We start from the raw sequence: 21,100 nt of genomic DNA, 5'->3' as shown, positions 1-21,100 counted from the left end.
CAACGCTGTGACCTTCTGGAGATCTTCGTGCGCCTCGCACGTTACTCGGTGGAACGGACCAACCGCCCATAAGTGGACATTTATTCTGTTAGAGGTTTATTTCGTGCTGCAGATGCTTCCATCATGGAGTGCCAGGTTCTATCCTCATCAGTCACGCGAGCCAACTTTTGTCGCGTTATGTTGCCTTGGCCACGAGCCTTAGGATGTGTTGCAATAACCGGCAACTTGATTTCTCTCACGGCACACACTCCTCATATACGCCGATTCGGGCGAGGTGCGTTCGGTGACTACAGAGCGGGGCGTCAAGCACGCCGGCGAGGGCGGCTGGCGGCTGGGCAATTGGCGCGTCCGAGCACGTCTCGTGGCCCTCATCCTGGTGCCCACCGCCGCGGCCGTGCTGCTCGGCGGCGTCCAGGTGCTCTCCTCGACCGCCGCGGCCGGCGACTACGCGCGCACGAACCAGTTCGCCAGGCTCTCCGCCGAACTCGGCGGCCTGACCCACCTGGTCTCCGGGGAGCGGGCGCGGACCTCCTGGTACATCGCGCGTAACCGGCCGGCCGACGGCCTGGCCGAGGTGAAGGCACAGATGGACCAGGTGGACCTGGAGGCCAGGCAGGTGCGCGGCATCGCCCAGCAGCTCCTGGCCGACGCGACCGGCCGCACCGCCGACCAGCTGGAGAGCCTGCTCAACCGGCTGAACGACCTGACCTCCCTGCGCGAGCAGGCGCTGGAGGCCAGCCTGCTGCCCGGCCCCGCCGTCGAGCTCTACACCACGGTCGTCAACGACCTGCTCTCCGTGCACAACGAGCTGGTCCAGGGCAGCGTGGACGACGAGCTCTTCCGCCAGACGCGCATGCTCGACGGGCTCGCCCGCGCGAAGGAGAGCCTGTCCTACCAGCAGGCGCTGGTCACCGTCGTCCTCGCCGAGGGCGCCTTCGACCAGGAGCAGCTCAAGCGCTTCCTGGGCGAGCAGTCCAAAGAGCTCAACGAGCGCAGGGGATTCGCCGCCGAGGCCACCGCCGACGAGCGCCGCTTCTTCGACGAGAGCGTCAACGGCCGCTCCGCCGACCGCATGCTCTTCCTGCGCGAGCTGGTGCTGATCAGAGCCACCCGGGGGCTGCCGCTGCGCGGGCTCGACCAGTCCAAGCCCGACGACGCCAAGGAGTGGTTCGACGCGGTGAACATCGTCGTCGACTCCATGCGCCAGGTCGAGGAGCGCCAGGCGGAGGGCATCGTCCAGCGCAGCGAGGCGCTCAGCGCCGACGAGCGGCAGCAGGCCATCGTGACCGCCGTCGCCGTGCTCGCCCTGCTCGTCATCGTGCTGCTCATCACCACCGGAGTGGCCAGATCCCTGGTACGCCCCCTGCGCCGCCTGCGCGGCGAGGCCCTGGAGATCGCCGGCAAGCGCCTGCCCGACTTCGTCCAGCACCTGCGCGAGTCCCGCGACGGCGTGGTCACCGCCGAGGTGCCGCCCATCGGGGTCTTCTCCAAGGACGAGGTCGGCGAGGTCGCACGCGCCTTCGACGAGGTGCACCGCGAGGCCGTGCGGCTGGCGGGCGACGAGGCCAAGCTGCGCTCCAACGTCAACGCCATGTTCGTCAACCTGTCCAGGCGCAGCCAGACACTGGTCGAACGGCAGCTCACACTGATCGAGAAGCTGGAGCGCGGCGAACGCGACGACACCAGGCTCGGCGACCTGTTCAAGCTCGACCACCTGGCAACCCGCATGCGCCGCAACAGCGAGAACCTGCTCGTCCTGGCCGGCCAGGAGGCCGCGCGCAAGTGGAGCGAGCCGGTCGAGCTGATGGACATCGTGCGCGCGGCGCTGGGCGAGGTCGAGAGCTACGACCGGGTCAGCATCCAGGTCGAGTCGGACGTCGCCATCGCCGGGCAGGCCGTCACCGACGTGGTCCACCTGCTCGCCGAGCTGGTCGAGAACGCGGTGTCGTTCTCCTCGCGCGACACCAAGGTCGTCATCTCCAGCAGCCGCATCGACGGCGGCAGCCTGATGTTGTCGGTCACCGACCAGGGCATCGGCATGAGCCAGGAGGAGCTGTCCGAGACCAACTGGCGCCTGGCCAACCCGCCCGTCGTCGACGTGTCGGTCTCGCGCCGGATGGGGCTGTTCGTGGTCGGCCGGCTGGCGCTGCGGCACCAGATCCGGGTGCAGCTGCGCCGCCAGGACATCGGCGGCCTGACCGCCATGGTGCTGGTCCCGCCCCGGCTGCTCACCGCCGTGCCGGGGCCGGTGCCCGGCGCGGGGCAGCGCCTCCAGGCGCCCAGGCAGGTCAACCGGCCGACGCCGTCGTACGCGCCGCCTTACGCCTCCTCGCCGGGCCCCTCGTCCGGCCCGATGACCGGCCCGATGACCGGCCCGATGACCGGCCCGATGACCGGCCCGATGTCCGGCCCGATGTCCGGCTCGATGTCCGGCTCGCTGTCCGGCCCCCCCGTTCCGGCCTCGGGGCCGCCGCCCGGGCATCCGTCGTTCGACAACGGCGCGCCCGAGCCGTCGTCCTGGTTCAGCTCGGCGCGCACGCCGATGAGCGGATCGTTGTCCTTCGACTCGGCGTCGTTCGACGCGGCCTCGTTCGATTCCGCGTCGTTCGACTCCGGCGGGCCCCGGTCGTTCGCCGACCCGGTGCCGCCCGCCGCGTCCTACCCCGACCTGGCCACGCCGGCGGCGTCGTTCCCCCCGCCCCCTGCGCCGTCCAAGGACGAGTTCCTGCCGATCTTCGCCTCCGTCGAGGAGAGCAGCTGGTTCAGCAGGTCGGCGCCGACGGCCGACCGCCGCGAGGAGTCCTGGTCCTCACCCGCCGACCAGGGCTGGCAGGCCGCGGGAGCGGCCGCCGAGCCCGTGCAGAGCGGCACCACGAACTCCGGCTTGCCGAAGCGCACGCCACGAGCGAATCTGGTACCGGGCACCGCGAACCCGCAGCCGCCGCCCGTCCCCGTCGCTCCGGTGTCCCCTGACCGGTTGCGCAGCAGGCTGGCCAGCTACCAGCAGGGCGTGCGCAAGGGACGCGCCGAGCTCGAGGAGGACTCATGAAGGAGCTGAGCCAGGCCGCCAGAGACATCAACTGGCTGGTCAGCCGCTTCGTCGAAGAGGTCCCGGGCGTGGCGCACGCCGTCGTGGTCTCCGCGGACGGCCTGCCGATGGCCTTCTCCCGGGGATTTCCGAAAGACCGCGCCGACCAGCTCGCCGCCATCGCGGCCGGGCTGGTGAGCCTCACCCAGGGGTCGGCCCGCGTGTTCGAAGGCGGAGGGGTCACCCAGACCCTCGTCGAGATGGACCGCGGCCTGCTGCTGGTGATGTCGATCAGCGACGGTTCCTGTCTGGCGGTGCTGGCCGCACCCGACTGCGACATGGGCTTGGTCGCCTACCAGATGACGATCCTGGTCGAGCGTGCGGGGCAGGTGCTGACGCCTGCCGTGAGGGCGGAGCTCTCCGCAGCGCGTCCGTGGTGATGGGAGTGAACCGTGGCATCGTGGCACAACGGGGAGCCGGAGCCCGAGCGAAGTTCGCTCGTCCGGATGTACGCCGTCACCGGCGGCAGGACCGCTCCGCGCACGGCTCTGGCCATGGAGGCACTGGTATCGTCGGCGACCTCGGCGCAGCTCGGCACGACCTACACGCGCGAATATCGCGCGATCAGTGAGCTGTGCCGGCAGGTGCGGTCCGTGGCGGAGATCTCCGCGCTGCTCAGCGTGCCCCTCGGAGTGGCTCGGGTGCTCGTCGCCGATATGGAGGCGGATGGGCTGGTCAAGGTGTACCAGCCGCAGCTAGAGGCAGGTTTGCCCGACAGGGGCCTGCTCGAAAGGGTATTAAGTGGACTTCGCAGGCTCTAGCCGGCTCACTTCCACGAAGATCGTCGTGGCGGGCGGATTCGGCGTGGGCAAGACCACGTTCGTGGGCTCCGTGTCCGAGATCATGCCGCTCACGACCGAGGCGGTCATGACGGACGCGTCGGAGGGCATCGACGACCTCGGGCACACTCCGGGCAAGACCACCACGACCGTGGCCATGGACTTCGGGCGGCTCTCGCTCGACCAGGACCTGATCCTCTATCTCTTCGGCACCCCGGGCCAGCACCGGTTCTGGTTCATGTGGGACGACCTCGTCCGCGGGGCCATCGGGGCCGTGGTGCTGGTGGACTCGCGGCGGCTGGCCGACAGTTTCCCGGCGGTCGACTACTTCGAGAACTCCGGGATCCCGTTCGTCATCGGGCTGAACGGCTGGAACGGGGAGTTCCCGCACATCGAGAGCGAGGTGCGGGAGGCGCTCACGCTCTCGGCCCACGTGCCGATCGTGCGCACGGACGCGCGGGTCCGGCCGGCGGTCAAGAACGCCCTGATCACGCTGGTCGAACACGCGCTGACCGTACGGACCGGCTGAGCGGCCCGGCCGCCGACCGGGTCGCCGTCACCCGCGCGCCGGCTCACTGGGCCGGCTCACTGGGCCGACCACCAGTAGGCGGCCACCAGTTCGGCCACCAGAGTCTCCGTGAGCAGGGCGACGTCCGGGTCGTCGTCGTGGGCGTACCTGATCGCCGCCGCGGCGTCCTTCACCTCGCCGCCGACGGCGATCACCGTGGACCCGCGCTCGCGCACCCAGTCCATGGCCTGCCCGTCGTAGCGGGAGCCGGGGAAGAGCAGGGCGCGGTAGTCGAGCGTCTTGGTGAGATAGACGTCCACGTGCGACCAGTCGCCGCTCTCGCAGGCGTCGGCCTGACGGCGCGGGCCCTCGCGCAGCATCAGCGCCGACTGCTCCGCCGACGACAGCCGCTCGGCCGGGGCGATCGTGTAGACGCCGTGCGGGCCGTCCAGCAGCTCCATGGTCAGGGGCAGCCACTCGTCCCTGCGCTCCAGCAGGTCGGCCGTCGCCGCCGCGGCCCGTTCGAGCAGGGCGGGCAGGTCGCGGTCGCGGCCGGTGAGCCGCGCCTCCAGCGCCAGCAGCAAGGCCAGCGTGTGCTGGAACGTCCGGCAGGCGACGCCGCCGCGCTCCTCCCCGGCGTGCAGGTCGATCACCAGGTCGGCGGCGGCGGCCAGGGGCGAGCCTGGGTCGTTGGTGAACGCGGCCAGGCGGGCCGCGCCGCCCGCGTAGGCGGCGACGGCGTCGAGCGTCTCCCGGCTGGAGCCCGTGGCCGAGATCGGGACGACCAGGGTGCCCTCGGCCGGCGGCAGGCTCGCCGCGGCCGAGGCGTACTCGGCGTGGGCGAACACGCCGGCGGCGCGCAGACGCAGCGCGGCGACGCCGGCGGCGTAGCGGGAGCTGCCCATGCCGAGGAACAGCACCCTGCCGATGCCCGGCGGCAGGCCCGCGAACGGGTCCTCGGAGCGCAGCCGACCGGCCAGCGCCGTCAGCGCCTCCGGCTTGGACTCCAGGTCGGATAGGTAGAGCTCGGCGTTCACGCGGTGTTCTCCTCGGGATACCAGGTGCGCAGGACGCCCATCGGGGCGTAGCGCCAGCGGGGAAGGTGACGGGCGGCGTAGATCAGTTCACGGCACTCCTGCTCCATCTCGAACGGGCGGAGCAGGCTCTCGTCGAGCAGGCCGGCCCGGCCCGCCTCGGCCAGCCGGCGCCGGTAGGCGGTGAGCAGGGTGGCGCGGGCCCGCCGGGCCCAGGCGGCGGCCTCGGCGGGCGGTGTGGACCTGCGCTTGATCGCCACCTGCGCCACATGGTCGAGGCTCGTGGTCAGCTGGGCCACGTCCCTGGCGGCCGGCTGGTACGGCGCGGCGTCGGCGACGGTGGGGTTGCCATCGAAGTCGATGACCGCGTAACCGTCCCGCCAGCGCAGGATCTGGCCCACGTGGAGGTCGCCGTGGATCCTGATCAGCGGGGAAGTGGCGGGGGCCGTCTCCAGCGCGGCCAGCTCCCGCCTCATCGCGTCGGCCCTGGCGGCCAGCCACGCGCCGTCCGCGCCGCCGGTCAGTTCCAGCGCTTCGGCCAGCGCCGCCCGCGCTCTGTCGGCCTCAGCCGCTGCGGTTTCCATCCCGGCGACGACTCCGGGCGGGGCGGGGAGGGTGGACAGGGCGAGGTGCAGGCCGGCGGCGAGCCGGCCGAGGTCGGTCGCGAAGCCGGTCGTGCCGCGCTCCGCCTCGTCCACGCACCACTCCCAGCCGTCCCTGGCCTCGGGCAGGTAACCGGTCACCAGCGCCAGCAGACACTCGCGTCCGTCCACCACACCTGTCAGAGCCGCGTAAGGGGGTGCTGTGTCGTTGAAGCCCGCCTCAACGAGGTGCGCGAGGATCTCCGGAGCCGGGTGGGGCAGCGGCGCCGGAGGGGTCAGCCACTTCACCACGACCCGCTCGTCCACCACCACCGAGTAGTTCGTCTGGTCCACGTGGTCGCCGAAATCACGCTCACCTGGGGCCCCAGTGTGGAGATCTTCATGACCGTACGAGAGGGTTGGAAGCGGGAGGAAGCGCTGTACGGCGAACGGCGGCGGCACCTCCCCCTCCAATCGCAGAAGGAGCGCGGCGGTGAGCCCGCGATCTCGGGCGGTGAGTGGCTTCTCACCGAGAGAGATCATGCGACGATGTATTGAATCCCAGTTCAACTAGTAGACCAAACTTCCAGGTAGCAATGTCATCAAAAGTCTTGCCCATGTTGATTTCTGCTGCAACACTCCTGGTTTGGTCGGCTGTGTCCGGTAAGGTCGCGCGACCCCTCTTCCCCACGAATCAGAAGGAGTAGCGGCCGTGTCCCGTTCCCGGTTCACCCGTCGTCTCCCGGCCGCCGTAGCGGTGGCCGGTCTCGCGCTTGCCGTCGCGGCGTGCGGCGGTGAGTCGTCGTCAAGCTCAGATGGCACGACGGTAGCGGCGGCCGACCAGCTCAAGCCCGACGCGGACCTGTCGAAGCAGTCCTTGCAGATCACGGTATGGGACGGTTACACGCCCAAGGAGCTGCCGCAGCGGGTGAAGGAGAAGCTCAAGGTCCAGGACATGAAGGTCGCGCTGCACGCCACCAACGAAGAGGCGATGAACAAGCTCACCGCCCAGGGCGACAGCGGTGTCGACGTGGCGTTCGTGTCCGGCCAGTACGCCCAGGCGCTCAACGCCCAGGGCCTGCTGGAGCCGATCCACCCCGAGCTGATCCCCAACCTGGCCAACCTCTACCCCGAGGCCACCCAGCTCTCCTACGACAAGGGCAACAAGTACTCGGTCCCCTACACCTGGGGCACCACCGGCATCTGCTACCGCACCGACCTGGTGAAGAGCAAGCCGACCAGTTGGAACGATCTGCTCAAGCCCCCGGCCTGGGCCGAGAAGAAGGTCACCATGATGACCACCGAGCGCTGGCTGGCCCTGCCCGCGCTCAAGTCGCTCGGCTACTCGGTCAACACCGACAAGGACGAGGAGATCGCGAAGGCCCGCGAGCTCCTCATGGCCCAGAAGCCCCACCTGCTCACCTACGACGACACCACGTTCGGTGACAAGCTGGTCAGCGGCGAGGCCGTGATGGTCGAGGCGTGGGACGGCTGGTGCCCGACCACCGACCCGAAGGGCAACATCGCGTTCGCGGTGCCGAAGGAGGGCAGCGACCTCTGGGTGGACACCATGGTGATCATGAAGTCCTCCAAGAACAAGGAGGCCGCGCACGCCCTGATCAACTACATCCTCGACCCCGCGATCCACAGCTGGGCGGCCGAGAACATCAACTACAAGGTCCCCAACAAGGCGGCCATGGACAAGGTGAAGATCGCCAAGGGCTCGCTGCTCGACATCCCGCCGGCCCAGCTGCTGGACGGTGAGTCGATCATCGACCTGGGCGCCGCCTCGACCAAGTTCACCCGCCTGTCGGCCGACGTTCAGGCGAAGTAGTTGTCGTTGTAGTGAAGCCAGAGGTCAAGGCCAGGCCGGTGTCCCGTTCGAGAGGACGCCGGCTGGGCGCGTTCGTGTTCCTGACGCCGGGGCTGACGTACCTGGTCGTGCTGCTGCTGGTGCCGCTGGCGCTGGTGCTGAGCTACACGGTCTTCCAGCGCGGGCGCTTCGGCGGGGTGGTCTACGAGTTCACCGCCGAGAATTTCGAGCGGCTGGTCGACCCGCTCTACCTGGACGTGGTCATCGGCTCGCTGAAGATCGCGGCGGTGACGACCGTGATCGCGCTGCTGGCCGGCTATCCGACGGCGTACCTGATCGCCCAGCTTCCGCGTAAGTGGAAGACGATCGCGCTGGTCGCGATCGTGCTGCCGTTCTGGACGAACTTCATCATCCGCGTCTACGCCTGGATCATCCTGCTGAGCGGGCCCGGGCTGGTCAACAGCGGGCTGAAGGTGTTCGGGATCGAGCCGCTCGAACTGCTCTACAACGAGGGCGCGATCGTGGCGGGGCTGGTGTATTCGTACCTGCCGCTGATGGTGCTGCCGCTGTTCGCCGCGATCGAGAAGCTCGACCCGCAGCTCAGGGAGGCCTCGGCCAACCTGGGAGCCTCGGGGCTGACCACCTTCAGGAAGGTCACGCTGCCGCTCACGGTGCCGGGCGTGCTGACGGGGAGCCTGTTCGTGTTCGTGCCGAGCTTCGGCAACTTCGTCATCCCCGAACTGCTCGGGGGCAGCAAGTCGCTGATGGTGGGCAACCTGATCAGGCAGCAGTTCCTGTCGGCACGCGACTGGCCGTTCGGCTCCACGCTGGCGCTGGCGCTCATCGCGGTGCTGCTCGTGCTGCTCGTCGCGCAGGCCTGGGTGGCGCGCCGTGCGTAGATCCAAGCTCCTGTACGTCCCCTTCTGGGCCACGTACGTCTTCCTCTACGCGCCGATCGCCGTGCTCGTCGTCATGTCGTTCAACGCCGGCGAGTCCGCGTACACCTACGAGGGCTTCAGCCTCAAGTGGTACGGCGAGCTGGCCGGCGACGACCGGATCATGAACGGCGTGGTCAACACGCTGATCGTGGCCGTCGGATCGACCGTGATCGCGACGGTGCTCGGCACGCTGCTGGCCGTCGGCCTGGCCAGGTACACCAGGTCCAAGCTGCTCGACGCGGTCTCGCTGATGCCCGCCGTGCTGCCCGACCTCGTGCTGGCCATCGGGCTGCTGGTCTTCTACGGGATGATCCAGCTCACCCTCGGCCTGTACTCGGTGATCCTGGCCCACGGCGTGTTCGCGATGGCGTTCGTGGCGGCGGTGGTGCGCACGAGGCTGTCCGGCGCGGACACCTCGCTGGAGGAGGCCTCGCGCGACCTGGGGGCCGGGCCGGTGGCGACGTTCATGCGGATCACGCTGCCGCAGCTCGCGCCGGGGATCGTGGCCGGGGCGCTGCTGGCGTTCACGCTGTCGCTGGACGAGTTCGTGATCGCCTTCTTCACGATCGGCAACGCCGAGCCCACGCTGCCGATCGTCATCTACTCAATGATCCGTTTCGGGGTCACCCCGAAGATCAACGCGCTGGCCGCGATCCTGCTGCTCGTGAGCTTCACGGCGGTGATCGCCGGGCAGCGACTGACCAAGATCGGGGAGTCTCGTGCTCAAGATTGACGGGGTCTCCCGCACGTTCGGGGACGTCACCGCGCTCGACGGCGTGTCGCTGGAGATCGGCCAGGGGGAGTTCTTCGCCCTGCTCGGCCCCTCCGGCTGCGGCAAGACCACGCTGCTGCGCATCATCGCGGGCTTCGAGACGCCGGACGCGGGCACGGTGACGCTCGACGGCGACGACCTGCTGTCCCTGCAGCCGAACCGGCGGCCGATCAGCCTCATGTTCCAGTCGTACGCGCTGTTCCCGCACATGACCGTGGCCAAGAACGTGGCCTACGGCCTGGAGCGCGAGCGGCTGCCGCGGCAGGAGGTCAGGCAGCGCGTCGGCGAGGTGCTGGAGACGGTCGGCCTGTCCGCGCACGCCTCCCGCAAGCCCGCCCAGCTCTCCGGCGGCCAGCGCCAGCGTGTCGCGCTGGCCCGCTCCATCGTCAAGCGGCCCCGGCTGCTGCTGCTCGACGAGCCGCTGTCGGCCCTGGACAAGAAGGTCCGCGCGGACATGCAGCTGGAGCTCAAGCGCCTGCAGCACGAGGTGGGCATCACGTTCGTGGTCGTCACGCACGACCAGGAGGAGGCCATGTCGCTGGCCGACCGCATCGCCGTCTTCGACAACGGCCAGGTCCGCCAGGTGGACGAGCCGATCGCCCTGTACGAGCGCCCCCGCTCACCCTTCGTGGCCGACTTCGTCGGCGCCAACAACCTCTTCCCCGGCGTGGCCGGCGGCTCCGGCGGGATCGAGAGCGAGACGTTCGGCGAACTGGCCGGGACGCCGCTGACGGAGCTGGAGCCGGGCACGGAGGCGCTGCTGGCCGTGCGGCCGGAGAAGATCGAGCTGGCCGACGAGAACGCGGCCAGAGGTCTGGCCGGCAGCGTCCTCGACGTCAGCTTCTACGGCGGCGTCTCGCACGTCTCGGTGGACGTCCCCGGCCGGGCCAAGCCGGTCCTCGCCGCCGTCCAGGGCGCCGCCACGCTGAGCGTGGGCGCCAAGGTCAAGGTGCGCTGGGACGCCGGGGACGCGGTCGTCATGGCGGTCGGTCAGTGAGCCAGATCGTTGCCCGTGGCCGCGCGGGCGTAGGACAGGATCAGCTCGCTGGCCTCGTCGGGGCCGATCACCGGATGCCTGGCCGTGATGCGGTAGCCGTAGGCGTCCTCCAGGGCCACGAGGTTACGCGCGATCGTCAGCGAGCCGGCGCTCAGCCGGAACACGCCGAGCGCCGCCCCGGTGTCCAGGATCGCCTGGTACATCGACACCTGCCGGTCGTAGAGGGAGGTGAGCAGCACGCCGTAGACGCGGTTGCGGCCCGCGGCGCCGCCGAGCTCGTTGAGCAGGCGCACGTCGGGGTCGAGCGAGCCGGTCGGCAGCCCCGACCTGATCGTGACCACCAGCTTCTCGACGGGGTCGGTGAGCGTGGCGAGCCGGCGCAGGCGCTGCTCGTAGAAGCGCTCCATGCCCGCGTGCTGCGCCTCGACCAGCAGCTCGCTCAGGTCGGGGTAGTGGTAGAGCACGGCGCCCGAGGTCAGGCCGGCCTCCTCGGCGACGTGCGAGAGCTGTACACCGTCGATGCCGTGGCGGATGATGGCCCTGCGCGCGGCCTCGATCAAGTCGATGCGCCGATCGCTGCGGCTCTTACGCTGCGCCACCCTCACCACCCTCACTCTTCGCATGATGTTCAGTTAGCCGTGACCATAGTGCACGTAACTCGACCCTCACGCCAGATCCATTTTTGAATTCACCTTCAAAATGACGAGTTCTCCCGGAGCCTCGATGTCTCTCACGTTCCTGTTCATGCCGGAAAGCGCGTACGGACCGACCAACAACTGCATCGGCATCGGCGACATCCTTCGCCGGCGCGGTCACCGGGTCGTCTTCGCCGCCGAGGCGTCCTGGAAGGGCAAGCTCGAAGCGCTCGGCTTCGAGGAGGACCTGGTCGACCTGGCCCCGCCGAGCGAGGAGGAGCAGGACCCCGGGCAGTTCTGGAAGGACTTCATCCGCGAGACCGCGCCCGAATACCGCAAGAGCACGCGTGAGCAGCTCGAGACGGTCACCAAGCCGATCTGGGCCGAGCTGATCGACGGCGCGAAATACTGCGAGCCGCAGCTCAAGGCCATCATCGAGCGGGTGAACCCCGACGTGATCGTCGAGGACAACGTGATCACGTTCCCGGCGCTGCTCACGGCGGGCCGCAAGTTCGTCCGCATCGTCTCCTGCAACCCGCTGGAGGTGCGCGGCGAGAACGTCGCGCCGGTCTTCTCCGGCCTGCCCGCCGCCGACCGCTCCGAGTGGGACGCCTTCCGCGCCGAGTACGACCGCACCCACCGCGAGATCTGGACCGCCTTCAACGAGTGGTGCGTCGAGCAGGGCACCGCGCCCCTGCCCGACCTCGACTTCATCCACGAGGGCGACCTGAACCTCTACGTCTACCCGGAGATCGCCGACTACGCCGGTGACCGCCCGCTCGGCCCGTCGTGGCACCGTCTCGACTCCTCCGTCCGCGAGACCGAGGAGGACTTCACGCTGCCGTTCCAGCGCGGCGAGGGCTCCCTGGTCTACTTCTCGCTCGGCTCGCTGGGCTCCTCCGACGTGGAGCTGATGCAGCGCGTGATCGACGTGCTGGCCACCACCCCGCACCAGTTCATCGTCTCCAAAGGTCCGCTGCACGAGGAGATCAAGCTCGCCGACAACATGTGGGGTGCGGAGTTCGTTCCGCAGACTAAGATCATCCCACTGTGCGACCTGGTCATCACCCACGGCGGCAACAACACCACCACCGAGGCGCTGCACTTCGGCAAGCCGATGATCCTGCTGCCGCTCTTCTGGGACCAGTACGACAACGCCCAGCGGATCGACGAGCTCGGCTATGGTGTCAGGCTCTCGACCTACGCCTTCACCGACGAGGAGCTGAAGGGGGCGCTGGAGCGCCTGCTCGGCGACAGTGAGCTGCGGGCGCGGATCGCCGCCGCGGGCGAGGAGATCCGGCGTCGCGACGGCCTGCGCAAGGCCGCCGACCTGATCGAGCAGCTCGGCAAGTAGCACGACCCGGAGAGATGAAGTCTTCCTGATGCGCGTATTGATCAACCCCGCCACTGGGCTCCCTTGTGCCGAAATTCCGGATACGCCGGTGGAGGAGGTGGCGACGGCCGTCCGTACGGCCCGCGCCGCGTTCGAGGAGTGGTCGCAGGCCACTCCCGGCGAGCGGGCGCGGGTGCTGCTGCGGCTGGCCGACCTGGTGGAGGCCGAGACCGAGGAGCTGACCAGGCTGGAGGTGGAGGAGACGGGCAAGCCGGCCGCGGTGTTCAGGGACGGCGAGCTGCCCTTCGCCGTCGACAACCTGCGCTTCTTCGCCGGGGCCGCCCGTTCGCTGGAGGGCACGGGGGCCGGGGTGTTCAGCTCCGGCTACACCTCGGTCATGCTGCGCCGCCCGGTCGGGGTGGTGGGGTCGATCGCGCCGTGGAACTTCCCGTTCGTGATGGCGGTCTGGAAGCTCGGGCCCGCGGTCGCGGCGGGCAACGCCGTGGTGATCAAGCCGGCGCCGCAGACGCCCCGTACGACGCTGCGGCTGGCGGAGCTGTTCGCCGCGGCGGGCGCCCCGGCCGGGCTCGTCCAGGCCGTCACGGGCGACGCGGAGGTGGGCCAGGCGCTGGTCACCGACCCCGGCGTGGACATGGTGAGCGTCACCGGCTCCACCGAGACCGGCAGGGCCGTCATGAGCGGCGCGGCGGCCACGCTCAAGCGGGTCCACCTCGAACTCGGGGGCAAGGCGCCGGCGCTGGTGTTCGAGGACGCCGACCTGGCGGAGACGGCCCACGGCGTGGCCATGGGGGCGACGTACAACACGGGGCAGGACTGCACGGCGGCCACCCGCGTCTACGTCGACAGGCGCGTCTACGGCGACGCCGTGGAGGCGATCAGGGAGCGGCTGGCCGGCATCACCGTGGGCGACCCCTGGGACCCGAAGACGGACATCGGCCCGCTGATCTCCGCGGCGCACCGGGACCGGGTGCACGGCTTCGTCACGCGGGCCGGCGGGCGCGTGGTGCACGGCGGCTCGCCGATCGGGGGCCCCGGCTTTTTCTACCCGCCCACTCTGGTCGCCGACGTCGCGCAGACCAGCGAGATCGTGCAGGGTGAGCTCTTTGGACCGGTCCTGGTGGTTCTGCCGTTCGACGGCGAGGACGAAGCGGTGAGACTGGCCAACGACACTAGATACGGTTTGGCCTCTTCGGTCTGGTCGCGTGACGTGGCCAGGGCGATGCGGGTCGCGCACCGGCTCGACGTGGGCGTGACCTGGGTCAACGACCATCTGCCCATCGCCAGCGAGGCTCCGCACGGTGGGGTGAAGGGCAGCGGGTTCGGCAAGGACATGAGCCAGGAGGCGGTGCAGGAGTATTCGGTGACGCGGCACCTGATGGTGAAGCACGCGGCACCCGCCGAGCGGGATTCGTTCCGGCCAGCCTGAAAACGTGTGAGCGCTATGGTGCCCAAAGTGCCTCTTTGGGCATGTGTGATGGGATATGTTCGGTTGGCCGATCTGGTACGGGTTGTGTTCCAATTACCCAGCCGGACAGAATCCCATGCGCCCCACGCGTGTCTGATTTTCTTCGAGCACGTACCGGCGAGAGGTTGCGAGACTCAGTGAGGACGAAAGACCCCAGGCACACCAGGTCGGGGGAGTACACAGGCGGACGGTTCCGGCTGGCGAACTGGCGTGTGCGGTCGAGGCTGGTCGCGCTCATCCTCATCCCCACGGTCGTGGGCGTGCTGCTCGCCGGTGTCCAGCTGGCCGACTCCATCGGCACCAGCGCCGAGTACCGCCGGCTCAGCCAGGTGGCGGAGCTGGTCCAGCGCATCGGGGCGCTCAACCACGAGCTCGCCAAGGAGCGCACGCTCACCGCGTGGTTCGTCGCCGACCGCCGCAAGGGACAGCGCTTCGTCAAGCTGAAGACGCAGCGGCAGGCCACCGACAAGGCCAAGACGGACGTGCTGTCCGCCTCCAACGCCATCGACGCCGCGCACTCGGTCCGTGTGCGCGAGGGCGTCGTGAACATGCGCCGCTGGCTCGACGGCCTCGACAGCCTCCGCTCCTCCATGGTCGGCAACGTGCCCGCCCGCGCCTCCATCGGCACGTACAGCACGATGATCGACGTGTTCTCCTCCATCCAGGGAGACCTGGGCGACGGCGTCAGCGACGACGCGCTCCAGGGCGACGTGGCCGCGCTCAACTCGCTGCAGCAGGTCAAGGAGGAGGTCTCGCGGCAGCAGATCATCCTCATCGTCACCCTCGTGCAGCGCAGGATCGACGCCGCCGACTGGTCGGACTTCCTCGGCTCGTGGAACAAGCAGCAGGCCGAGCTGGCCGCGTTCGAGCAGGAGGCCCGCCCCGAGGACCTCAAGGCCTACCAGCAGGGGGTCAGGGGCCAGGAGGTCGACCTCGCCGACGCCATGCGTCAGCGCGCGCTGGCGCAGGTGAGCGACGGCAACCGGATCAGGGACCTCGACGTCACCACGCCCACCCTCGTCCGCGACCTCGACACCTGGTACAAGAGCACCGAAACCACGACCGACGCGATGCGCAAGGTCGAGAACGGCCTGGCCACCAAGATCGTGGCCAGCACCCGCGATCTGAGCGACACCGAGCAGCGCAACGCCATCATCTCCGGCGCGCTGATCCTCGTCCTGCTGCTCCTCGTCCTGGTGATCACCACCCGCGTGGCCGGCTCGCTGGTCCGGCCGCTGCGCCGGCTGCGCGCCGAGGCGCTCCAGGTCGCCACGACCCGGCTGCCCGACACCGTCCGCGTGCTGCGCGAGTCCGGTGAGGGTGCGCAGGTGCCCGAGGTGCCGTCGGTCGGCGTCAACACCCGCGACGAGATCGGGGAAGTGGCGCGGGCGTTCGACGAGGTCCACCGTGAGGCGATCCGGCTGGCCGGTGACGAGGCCAAGCTGCGCGCCAACGTCAACGCGATGTTCGTCAACCTCTCCCGCCGCAGCCAGACGCTGGTCGAGCGGCAACTGCAGCTCATCGAGGGCCTGGAGCAGGGTGAGGAGGACGAGAACCGGCTGGCGAACCTGTTCCGCCTCGACCACCTGGCCACCCGCATGCGCCGCAACAGCGAGAACCTCCTGGTCCTCGCCGGCCAGGAGGCCGCGCGCAAGTGGAGCGAGCCGGTGCCGCTGGTCGACATCGCCCGCGCCTCGCTGTCGGAGGTCGAGAACTACGAGCGGGTGCAGATCCAGATCCCGTCCGGCACCCTCATCGTCGGCCCCGCCGTCACCGACGCCGTCCACCTGCTCGCCGAGCTGATCGAGAACGCCATCTCCTTCTCGCCGCGCGAGAGCAAGGTCACCGTCACCAGCACGCCCGTCGAGGGCGGCGTGATGGTCTCCATCAACGACCTCGGCATCGGCATGAGCCAGGAGGAGCTGGCCGAGGCCAACTGGCGCCTGGCCAACCCGCCCGTCGTGGACGTCTCCGTCTCCCGGCGCATGGGCCTGTTCGTGGTCGGCCGCCTGGCCCTGCGCCACGGCGTCCGCGTCCAGCTGAGCATGCGCGAGACCGGCGGCCTGAGCGCGCTCGTGATGATGCCCGACATGCTCATCAGCAACGGGCAGGGCCTGCCGCAGCAGGGCGGCCAGTACGAGGCCTTCACCACGTTCGACCCGAGCCAGTACGGCCCGCAGTCGCCGAACGGCATGCAGGGCCACCCCTCCTTCGACGACGCTCCCGACCAGGTCGTCGACACCCAGTGGCCGGGCTCGCTGCCGGTGCCGGGCACCGGCAACTGGCCCTCGTTCGGCGAGCAGCAGCCCGCCGCCTTCGGCGAGCAGCCGCCGTCCTACGAGCAGCCGTCCTACGAGCAGCCGTCCTACGAGCAGCCGCAGCCGGCCGCCGACGAGCCCCGCTGGCCGCCGTTCGGCGCCGAGGAGCCCCCGGCCGTGCCGCCGCAGCCGCAGCCGTTCGGCGAGCAGCGCTGGCCATCGTTCGCGGAGGAGGCCCCGCCGGCCGCCGACCCGCAGCCGTTCGCCGACAACAGGTGGCCGTCGTTCGCCGAGCAGCCGCCGCCCATGCAGGACGACGAGCCGCGCTGGCCGTCCTTCGCCACCGAGCCGCCGCAGCAGCAGCCCCAGGAGGAGCCGCGCTGGACGTCGTTCTCGGACCCGGCGCCGCGCAGGTCGCTGTTCGAGGCGGAGGAGCGGCCCAAGCCGGTCTTCGGCGACAACTACCACTCGCCGTTCGCCGACGAGCCCAAGCCCGTCGACCAGTTCGAGCAGAACGGCAACGGCCAGTACAGCCGGTTCGGCCCCGGCGACTACTCCTCGCAGGACATGACGGGCCCGCTGCCCGCGGTCCGCAACTCTCCCATGGAGGAGTCGAGCGAGGAGTTCCTGCCGATCTTCTCGTCGGTCGGCTCGGACTGGTTCCGCCGGCCGGACCCCGAGGTGCTGCGCCAGCCCGAGCCGGACGTGTTGCGCCACCCCGAGCCGGAGAGCGAGCCGGAGATCACGGCCGTGCATCCGGCCGTCCCCGCAGACCCGCCGCCGCCCGCGGCCCCGCCGGCGCCCCCCGCGCAGAACCAGAACACGCTGAGCAGGTCCGGGCTGCCGCAGCGCACGCCCGGCGCCTCCGGCGCGGGCGCGACCTGGTCGTCGCCCGCGGACTCCGGCTTCCAGGCCGCCCAGGCCGCGGCCCAACCCCAGCAGGCCGGGACGACGCAGTCGGGCCTGCCCCGCCGCGTTCCCAAGGCCAACCTGGTGCCGGGCACGGCCAGTCTCGCCGAGCCCCAGGCCACGTCGCCGGCACCCCAGATCTCACCGGAGCGGTTGCGCAGCCGGCTCTCCAGCTTCCAGCAGGGTGTCCGGCAAGGCCGGGCGTTCACCCGCGGAGAAGAGAATGAGGAGGACAAATGAGAGAAATGAGCCAGGGAGCGCGCGGTATAAGCTGGCTGATCACGGACTTCGTGAACAACGTGCCAGGCGTCGCTCACACGGTCGTGGTGTCGTCTGACGGGTTGCCGCTGGCCTTCTCCGAGGGTTTTCCCAAGGACCGGGCCGATCAGCTCGCCGCGGTCGCCTCCGGCGTGATCAGTCTCACCCAGGGCGCCGCGCGGGTTTTCGAGGGCGGTATGGTGACCCAGACCGTTATCGAGATGCAGCGCGGGCTCTTGATGATCATGTCGATCAGCGATGGCTCCTGCTTGGCGGTCCTGGCTGCTCCCGACTGTGACATGGGTCTGGTCGCGTACCAGATGACCCTGCTGGTCGAGCGGGCCGGCCAGGTGCTGACCCCGGCCGTACGCGCTGAGCTGCAAGCGGCCCGCCCCCGCTAGTTTGGGCGGTGACAGGAGATATGGTGTCAGGTCAGCAGGGTTGGGCTGGTGATAGCACTCCGCCGCATCCGGCGGCTCCCCGTCCGCAGAAACCGAGCTCTCTGGTACGGCCCTATGCCGTGACCGGAGGGCGCACTGCGCCGCGGATGAAGTTCGCCATGGAGGCACTCGTGTCCTCCGTGACGTCTGAATACCAAGACATTTCCCTACTTAGTCCGGAGTATCAGGCGATCATTCAGCTGACCCGGAACGTCCGGTCGGTTGCCGAGATCTCCGCCCTTTTACGCCAGCCTCTTGGTGTGGTCCGGGTGCTGATCGCCGACATGGCGTCGGAAGGCCTGATCCGCGTGCACCAGCCTGCGCTGGACGCGGGAAAGCCGGACCTCAACTTGCTCGAAAGGGTGCTCAGTGGACTTCGCAGGCTCTAGCCCCGGCCTAACCTCGACGAAGATCGTCGTGGCCGGGGGCTTCGGCGTGGGGAAGACGACGTTCGTGGGGGCGGTCTCGGAGATTCTGCCGCTCACCACGGAAGCGGTCATGACAGACGCTTCCGCGCACGTGGACGACGTCTCTCTCACTCCGAACAAGACCACCACGACCGTCGCCATGGACTTCGGCCGGGTCTCGCTCGACCGTGACCTGATCCTGTATCTGTTCGGCACGCCCGGACAGCACCGGTTCTGGTTCATGTGGGACGACCTCGTACGCGGGGCCATCGGCGCGGTCGTCCTGGTGGACACCCGCCGCCTGGCCGACAGCTTCCCGGCCATCGACTACTTCGAAGAGGCGAAACTGCCCTTCGTCATCGGCATCAACGGCTGGGACGGTCAGTTCGCGCACCAGGAGGACGAGCTCAGGGAGGCGCTGTCGATCGGCGGCCACATCCCGATCGTGCGGCTCGACGCCCGGCAGCGCGAATCGGTGAAATCCACCCTGATCACGCTGGTGGAGCACGCCCTGACCCGCCACATGCACACGCCGGTGTAACCGGCTCGGCGCGGGCGGGCTCATCGGGGCCCGCCCGCGACCGGCCCGGCGGGTCAGAGGCGGGACAGCAGCTCGGTCTTCTTGGCCTGGAACTCCTCCTCCGACAGCACCCCGGCGTGGCCCAGCTCGCCCAGCCTGGCGATCAGTTCGGTCACCTCGTTCCAGCGGGGCGCCGCAGGCGCCTCTGGCGGCCTGGACGCCTTGATCGCCTCAGGAGTCCCGGATCCGCCGGAAGAGCCGAGAGCGGCCAGCACAGCGGCGGCGACGGGCAACGACTGGTGCGTGGCGCCGTAGCCGAGCGAGAAGACGACGGAGGCCGGGTCCTTGTCGGGATCGAGCGGCATCCGCCGGCCGCGCACCTTCAGCCGCATCGACCCGCTGGCCCCCTCGGGCGCGTGCCGCTCGCCGAGTTCGGCGAGCAGTTTCGGAGCCCTGCCCGGCCCCGGTGCGATGGTCAGTGCGTCAGGGCCGAACGTCCAGCCGCATCCCCGGCCGGCTTGAAGATCCTTCACCAGGCTATGTGTTCATGAGCGCATGAGGACGGAACCCGGGACACAGGTGCCCCGCGCCGAAGGCGGAGGGAACCGCCCTAGACCGTGGCGTGGCCGCGGACGAGGCGTCCGACCTCGGCGCGCAGGTGCACGAAGTCGGGGTGCTCGCGGGTGGTGATCTGGTCGCGCGGCCCGGGCAGGTCGACCTTGAGGTCGCCGACCACGTGCGCGGGCGCCTTGGACAGCACCACCACGCGGTCGCCCACGTAGACGCTCTCGTCGATGTCGTGCGTGATGAGCACGATGGTCATCTGGTGGTGGCCGCGGACCTTGAGCACCAGGTCCTCCAGGTCCTCCCTGGTCTGCGCGTCCACCGAGCCGAACGGCTCGTCCATCAGCATCAGCGTCGGCCGGTAGGCCAGCGCCCTGGCGATGGCCACGCGCTGCTGCATGCCGCCCGACAGCTGGAACGGGTATTTGCGTCCCGCGGCCTCCAGGCCCACCGACTCCAGGGCCTCCTGGGCGGCCTCGCGGCGCCGGCTCTTGTCCATGTTCTTGCGGCGCAGCGGCAGGGCCACGTTGTCGGCGACCGACATCCACGGGAACAGCGAGCGGCTGTAGTCCTGGAAGACCACGGCGAGGTTGTCGGGCGTCTGGCGCACCAGGTTGCCCTCGACCTTGACCTGGCCGCCCGTCGGCGTGATCAGACCGGCGATGGAGCGCAGCAGCGTCGACTTCCCGCAGCCCGAGGGACCGACGATGCAGAGCAGTTCGCCCTCGGCGACGCTCAGGTTGAGCCCGTCGATGGCGTGGTGCTCGTTGGGGGTGCCGCCGCCGTACACATGGGAAAGGTTGTCTATCTCGAGCAATGGAGGTCCTAGGGGCGAGACCGCGGACAGCGCGGTGACTCTTGAGGAGTCGCAACGACTCTAGCGGAGGGGGAAAAGCTAGACATGTCAGTCAGGTAAACCTATTCAGGGCGTGATCTTACTCTTGCACGTTCGGCATCGCCATGGGAGTGACAGCCTCATAAGCCCCCTATCCGACCAGCCGCTGGGCGGCGTGGTGCCAGGCGAGCACCCGGCGCTCGACGACCAGGAACAGCTCGTTGAGCAGATAGCCGAGCACCCCGAGCAGCACGATGCCGGCCCACATGGCGGGCAGGTCGAAACTCTGGTAGGCGAAGGTGAGCTGGAAGCCGATCCCGTTCGTGGTGCCGGGCAGCAGCTCGGAGAAGACCATGACGATGAGCGAGAGCGACAGGGCCAGCCGCAGCCCGGCGAACATCTTGGGCAGCGCCGAGGGCAGGATCACCCGGAACAACCGCTCGGCCCGCGACAGCCGGAACGCCTGGCAGGTCTGCAGGTGCAGCGGCTCCACCGAGCGGGCCCCGTCGGCGGTGTTGAGCAGCACCGGCCAGACGATGCTGAACATGATGAACGCCAGTTGCATCCGCAGCCCGAAACCGAACAGCACCAGGAAGACGGTCACCAGCGCGGGGGGCGGGATCGCGCGCAGGAACTGCAGCACGCCGTCGAGATAGTCGTAGACCCGCGCCGACAGCCCCACCGCCAGCCCGAGCACGACTCCGCCCAGCGCGCCCCCGGCGAATCCGAGCGCCATCCGGCCCAGGCTGGGCAGGATGTCCGCCACGGCCCCTTCGGTGAGGAACAACGTGGCGGGCGGCCCGGAGAACCACAGCTCGTGCATCCGCACCACGATCGTGCTCGGCCGGGGGAAGAACGGGTTGTCCGCCGCCCACGTGCCCGCCTCCCAGATCGCGACGAGCCCGACGAGGACCAGCAGCCGGAAGACGGCCGTCCGCATGCCCC

Annotated in this window: 21 protein-coding genes; 15 read left to right on the top strand and 6 right to left on the bottom strand. The window is 69.6% G+C overall.

All coding sequences use genetic code 11. From position 1 onward, the window contains the following. The first annotated feature begins 283 nt into the window (after positions 1-283). The 4 genes from OIE67_RS37220 (at position 284) to OIE67_RS37205 (ending at position 4,396) form a co-directional block, all read left to right on the top strand. Positions 284-3,049 (top strand): sensor histidine kinase, encoded by a 2,766-nt coding sequence (locus OIE67_RS37220; protein ID WP_326629350.1) that lies wholly within the window; start codon positions 284-286, stop codon positions 3,047-3,049. Then, positions 3,046-3,468 carry a roadblock/LC7 domain-containing protein gene (locus OIE67_RS37215; RefSeq protein WP_106248342.1) on the top strand — a complete coding sequence of 141 codons (423 nt, stop codon included), beginning with the start codon at positions 3,046-3,048 and terminating at the stop codon, positions 3,466-3,468. The genes OIE67_RS37220 and OIE67_RS37215 overlap by 4 nt, the downstream gene beginning before the upstream one ends. A 66-nt stretch (positions 3,469-3,534) precedes the next feature. Continuing rightward, positions 3,535-3,849, top strand: a complete 315-nt coding sequence (locus OIE67_RS37210) for a DUF742 domain-containing protein (RefSeq protein ID WP_245956310.1) — start codon at positions 3,535-3,537, stop codon at positions 3,847-3,849. Next, complete coding sequence (locus OIE67_RS37205; RefSeq protein WP_326629347.1) at positions 3,830-4,396, top strand: GTP-binding protein; 567 nt, start codon at positions 3,830-3,832, stop codon at positions 4,394-4,396. Before OIE67_RS37210 ends, OIE67_RS37205 begins: the two co-directional genes overlap by 20 nt. A gap of 56 nt (positions 4,397-4,452) precedes the next feature. Here OIE67_RS37205 and OIE67_RS37200 read toward each other — a convergent pair whose 3' ends face one another. Together OIE67_RS37200 and OIE67_RS37195 are read right to left on the bottom strand one after the other, a co-directional pair. Further along, positions 4,453-5,412, bottom strand: coding sequence for an SIS domain-containing protein (locus OIE67_RS37200; protein ID WP_326629345.1), 960 nt, complete (start codon positions 5,410-5,412; stop codon positions 4,453-4,455). Further along, positions 5,409-6,344, bottom strand: coding sequence for a phosphotransferase (locus OIE67_RS37195; protein ID WP_326629343.1), 936 nt, complete (start codon positions 6,342-6,344; stop codon positions 5,409-5,411). The genes OIE67_RS37200 and OIE67_RS37195 overlap by 4 nt, the downstream gene beginning before the upstream one ends. Between OIE67_RS37195 and OIE67_RS37190 the strand changes: the two genes are divergently transcribed. The 5 genes from OIE67_RS37190 to OIE67_RS37170 all read left to right on the top strand — a co-directional run bounded on the left by OIE67_RS37190 (position 6,345) and on the right by OIE67_RS37170 (position 10,510). Next, entirely contained in the window at positions 6,345-6,548 is a 204-nt protein-coding gene (locus OIE67_RS37190; RefSeq protein WP_326629341.1) for a hypothetical protein, read from the top strand. A 154-nt stretch (positions 6,549-6,702) separates the two neighbouring features. Further along, complete coding sequence (locus OIE67_RS37185; protein ID WP_326629339.1) at positions 6,703-7,824, top strand: polyamine ABC transporter substrate-binding protein; 1,122 nt, start codon at positions 6,703-6,705, stop codon at positions 7,822-7,824. An 11-nt stretch (positions 7,825-7,835) separates the two neighbouring features. Continuing rightward, positions 7,836-8,702, top strand: a complete 867-nt coding sequence (locus OIE67_RS37180; RefSeq protein WP_245956305.1) for an ABC transporter permease — start codon at positions 7,836-7,838, stop codon at positions 8,700-8,702. Next, positions 8,695-9,474 (top strand): ABC transporter permease, encoded by a 780-nt coding sequence (locus OIE67_RS37175; RefSeq protein WP_106248354.1) that lies wholly within the window; start codon positions 8,695-8,697, stop codon positions 9,472-9,474. The genes OIE67_RS37180 and OIE67_RS37175 overlap by 8 nt, the downstream gene beginning before the upstream one ends. Beyond that, complete coding sequence (locus OIE67_RS37170) at positions 9,461-10,510, top strand: ABC transporter ATP-binding protein (protein ID WP_326629336.1); 1,050 nt, start codon at positions 9,461-9,463, stop codon at positions 10,508-10,510. Before OIE67_RS37175 ends, OIE67_RS37170 begins: the two co-directional genes overlap by 14 nt. On the opposite strand, the gene OIE67_RS37165 is transcribed toward OIE67_RS37170, so the two are convergent. Then, positions 10,504-11,109 (bottom strand): TetR/AcrR family transcriptional regulator, encoded by a 606-nt coding sequence (locus OIE67_RS37165; protein ID WP_326629334.1) that lies wholly within the window; start codon positions 11,107-11,109, stop codon positions 10,504-10,506. The two genes, OIE67_RS37170 and OIE67_RS37165, sit on opposite strands and share 7 nt — an antisense overlap. A gap of 124 nt (positions 11,110-11,233) precedes the next feature. Between OIE67_RS37165 and OIE67_RS37160 the strand changes: the two genes are divergently transcribed. The 6 genes from OIE67_RS37160 to OIE67_RS37135 all read left to right on the top strand — a co-directional run bounded on the left by OIE67_RS37160 (position 11,234) and on the right by OIE67_RS37135 (position 18,777). Next, positions 11,234-12,499 (top strand): glycosyltransferase, encoded by a 1,266-nt coding sequence (locus tag OIE67_RS37160; RefSeq protein ID WP_326629333.1) that lies wholly within the window; start codon positions 11,234-11,236, stop codon positions 12,497-12,499. A 28-nt stretch (positions 12,500-12,527) separates the two neighbouring features. After that, positions 12,528-13,925, top strand: coding sequence for an aminobutyraldehyde dehydrogenase (locus OIE67_RS37155; RefSeq protein ID WP_106248359.1), 1,398 nt, complete (start codon positions 12,528-12,530; stop codon positions 13,923-13,925). 176 nt (positions 13,926-14,101) lie between these two features. Next, complete coding sequence (locus OIE67_RS37150) at positions 14,102-17,371, top strand: sensor histidine kinase (RefSeq protein ID WP_326629330.1); 3,270 nt, start codon at positions 14,102-14,104, stop codon at positions 17,369-17,371. Further along, the gene (locus OIE67_RS37145; protein WP_090935862.1) at positions 17,368-17,790 is read left to right on the top strand and encodes a roadblock/LC7 domain-containing protein; all 423 of its coding nucleotides are present in this window, start codon (positions 17,368-17,370) and stop codon (positions 17,788-17,790) included. The genes OIE67_RS37150 and OIE67_RS37145 overlap by 4 nt, the downstream gene beginning before the upstream one ends. 20 nt (positions 17,791-17,810) lie before the next feature. Next, positions 17,811-18,218 (top strand): DUF742 domain-containing protein, encoded by a 408-nt coding sequence (locus OIE67_RS37140; protein WP_245956307.1) that lies wholly within the window; start codon positions 17,811-17,813, stop codon positions 18,216-18,218. Next, positions 18,199-18,777 carry a GTP-binding protein gene (locus OIE67_RS37135; protein ID WP_106248363.1) on the top strand — a complete coding sequence of 193 codons (579 nt, stop codon included), beginning with the start codon at positions 18,199-18,201 and terminating at the stop codon, positions 18,775-18,777. The genes OIE67_RS37140 and OIE67_RS37135 overlap by 20 nt, the downstream gene beginning before the upstream one ends. 53 nt (positions 18,778-18,830) lie before the next feature. On the opposite strand, the gene OIE67_RS37130 is transcribed toward OIE67_RS37135, so the two are convergent. The 3 genes from OIE67_RS37130 to OIE67_RS37120 all read right to left on the bottom strand — a co-directional run bounded on the left by OIE67_RS37130 (position 18,831) and on the right by OIE67_RS37120 (position 21,095). Continuing rightward, a complete protein-coding gene (locus tag OIE67_RS37130; RefSeq protein ID WP_326629323.1) occupies positions 18,831-19,289 on the bottom strand; it encodes a hypothetical protein in 459 nt (152 codons plus the stop codon). Between the two features lie 77 nt (positions 19,290-19,366). After that, a complete protein-coding gene (locus tag OIE67_RS37125) occupies positions 19,367-20,137 on the bottom strand; it encodes an ABC transporter ATP-binding protein (RefSeq protein WP_219912230.1) in 771 nt (256 codons plus the stop codon). A 169-nt stretch (positions 20,138-20,306) separates the two neighbouring features. Further along, positions 20,307-21,095: an ABC transporter permease gene (locus tag OIE67_RS37120; RefSeq protein WP_326629319.1), complete on the bottom strand. Its 789-nt coding sequence runs from the start codon at positions 21,093-21,095 to the stop codon at positions 20,307-20,309. Between the last annotated feature and the right edge of the window lie 5 nt (positions 21,096-21,100).

The sequence above is a fragment of the Nonomuraea fuscirosea genome (assembly GCF_035917475.1).
GTDB classification, from domain to species: domain Bacteria; phylum Actinomycetota; class Actinomycetes; order Streptosporangiales; family Streptosporangiaceae; genus Nonomuraea; species Nonomuraea fuscirosea.
Note: the sequence above shows the minus strand (reverse complement) of the source record. Positions and strands in the feature narration are given on the sequence as shown.

Excerpts from the sequence above, each read along its gene's own strand:
- OIE67_RS37215 (WP_106248342.1), top strand. The coding sequence starts at position 3,046 with ATGAAGGAGCTGAGCCAGGCCGCCAGAGACATCAACTGGCTGGTCAGC.
- OIE67_RS37210 (WP_245956310.1), top strand. The coding sequence starts at position 3,535 with ATGTACGCCGTCACCGGCGGCAGGACCGCTCCGCGCACGGCTCTGGCC.
- OIE67_RS37160 (WP_326629333.1), top strand. The coding sequence starts at position 11,234 with ATGTCTCTCACGTTCCTGTTCATGCCGGAAAGCGCGTACGGACCGACC.
- OIE67_RS37155 (WP_106248359.1), top strand. The coding sequence starts at position 12,528 with ATGCGCGTATTGATCAACCCCGCCACTGGGCTCCCTTGTGCCGAAATT.
- OIE67_RS37145 (WP_090935862.1), top strand. The coding sequence starts at position 17,368 with ATGAGAGAAATGAGCCAGGGAGCGCGCGGTATAAGCTGGCTGATCACG.
- OIE67_RS37140 (WP_245956307.1), top strand. The coding sequence starts at position 17,811 with ATGGTGTCAGGTCAGCAGGGTTGGGCTGGTGATAGCACTCCGCCGCAT.
- OIE67_RS37120 (WP_326629319.1), bottom strand. The coding sequence starts at position 21,095 with ATGCGGACGGCCGTCTTCCGGCTGCTGGTCCTCGTCGGGCTCGTCGCG.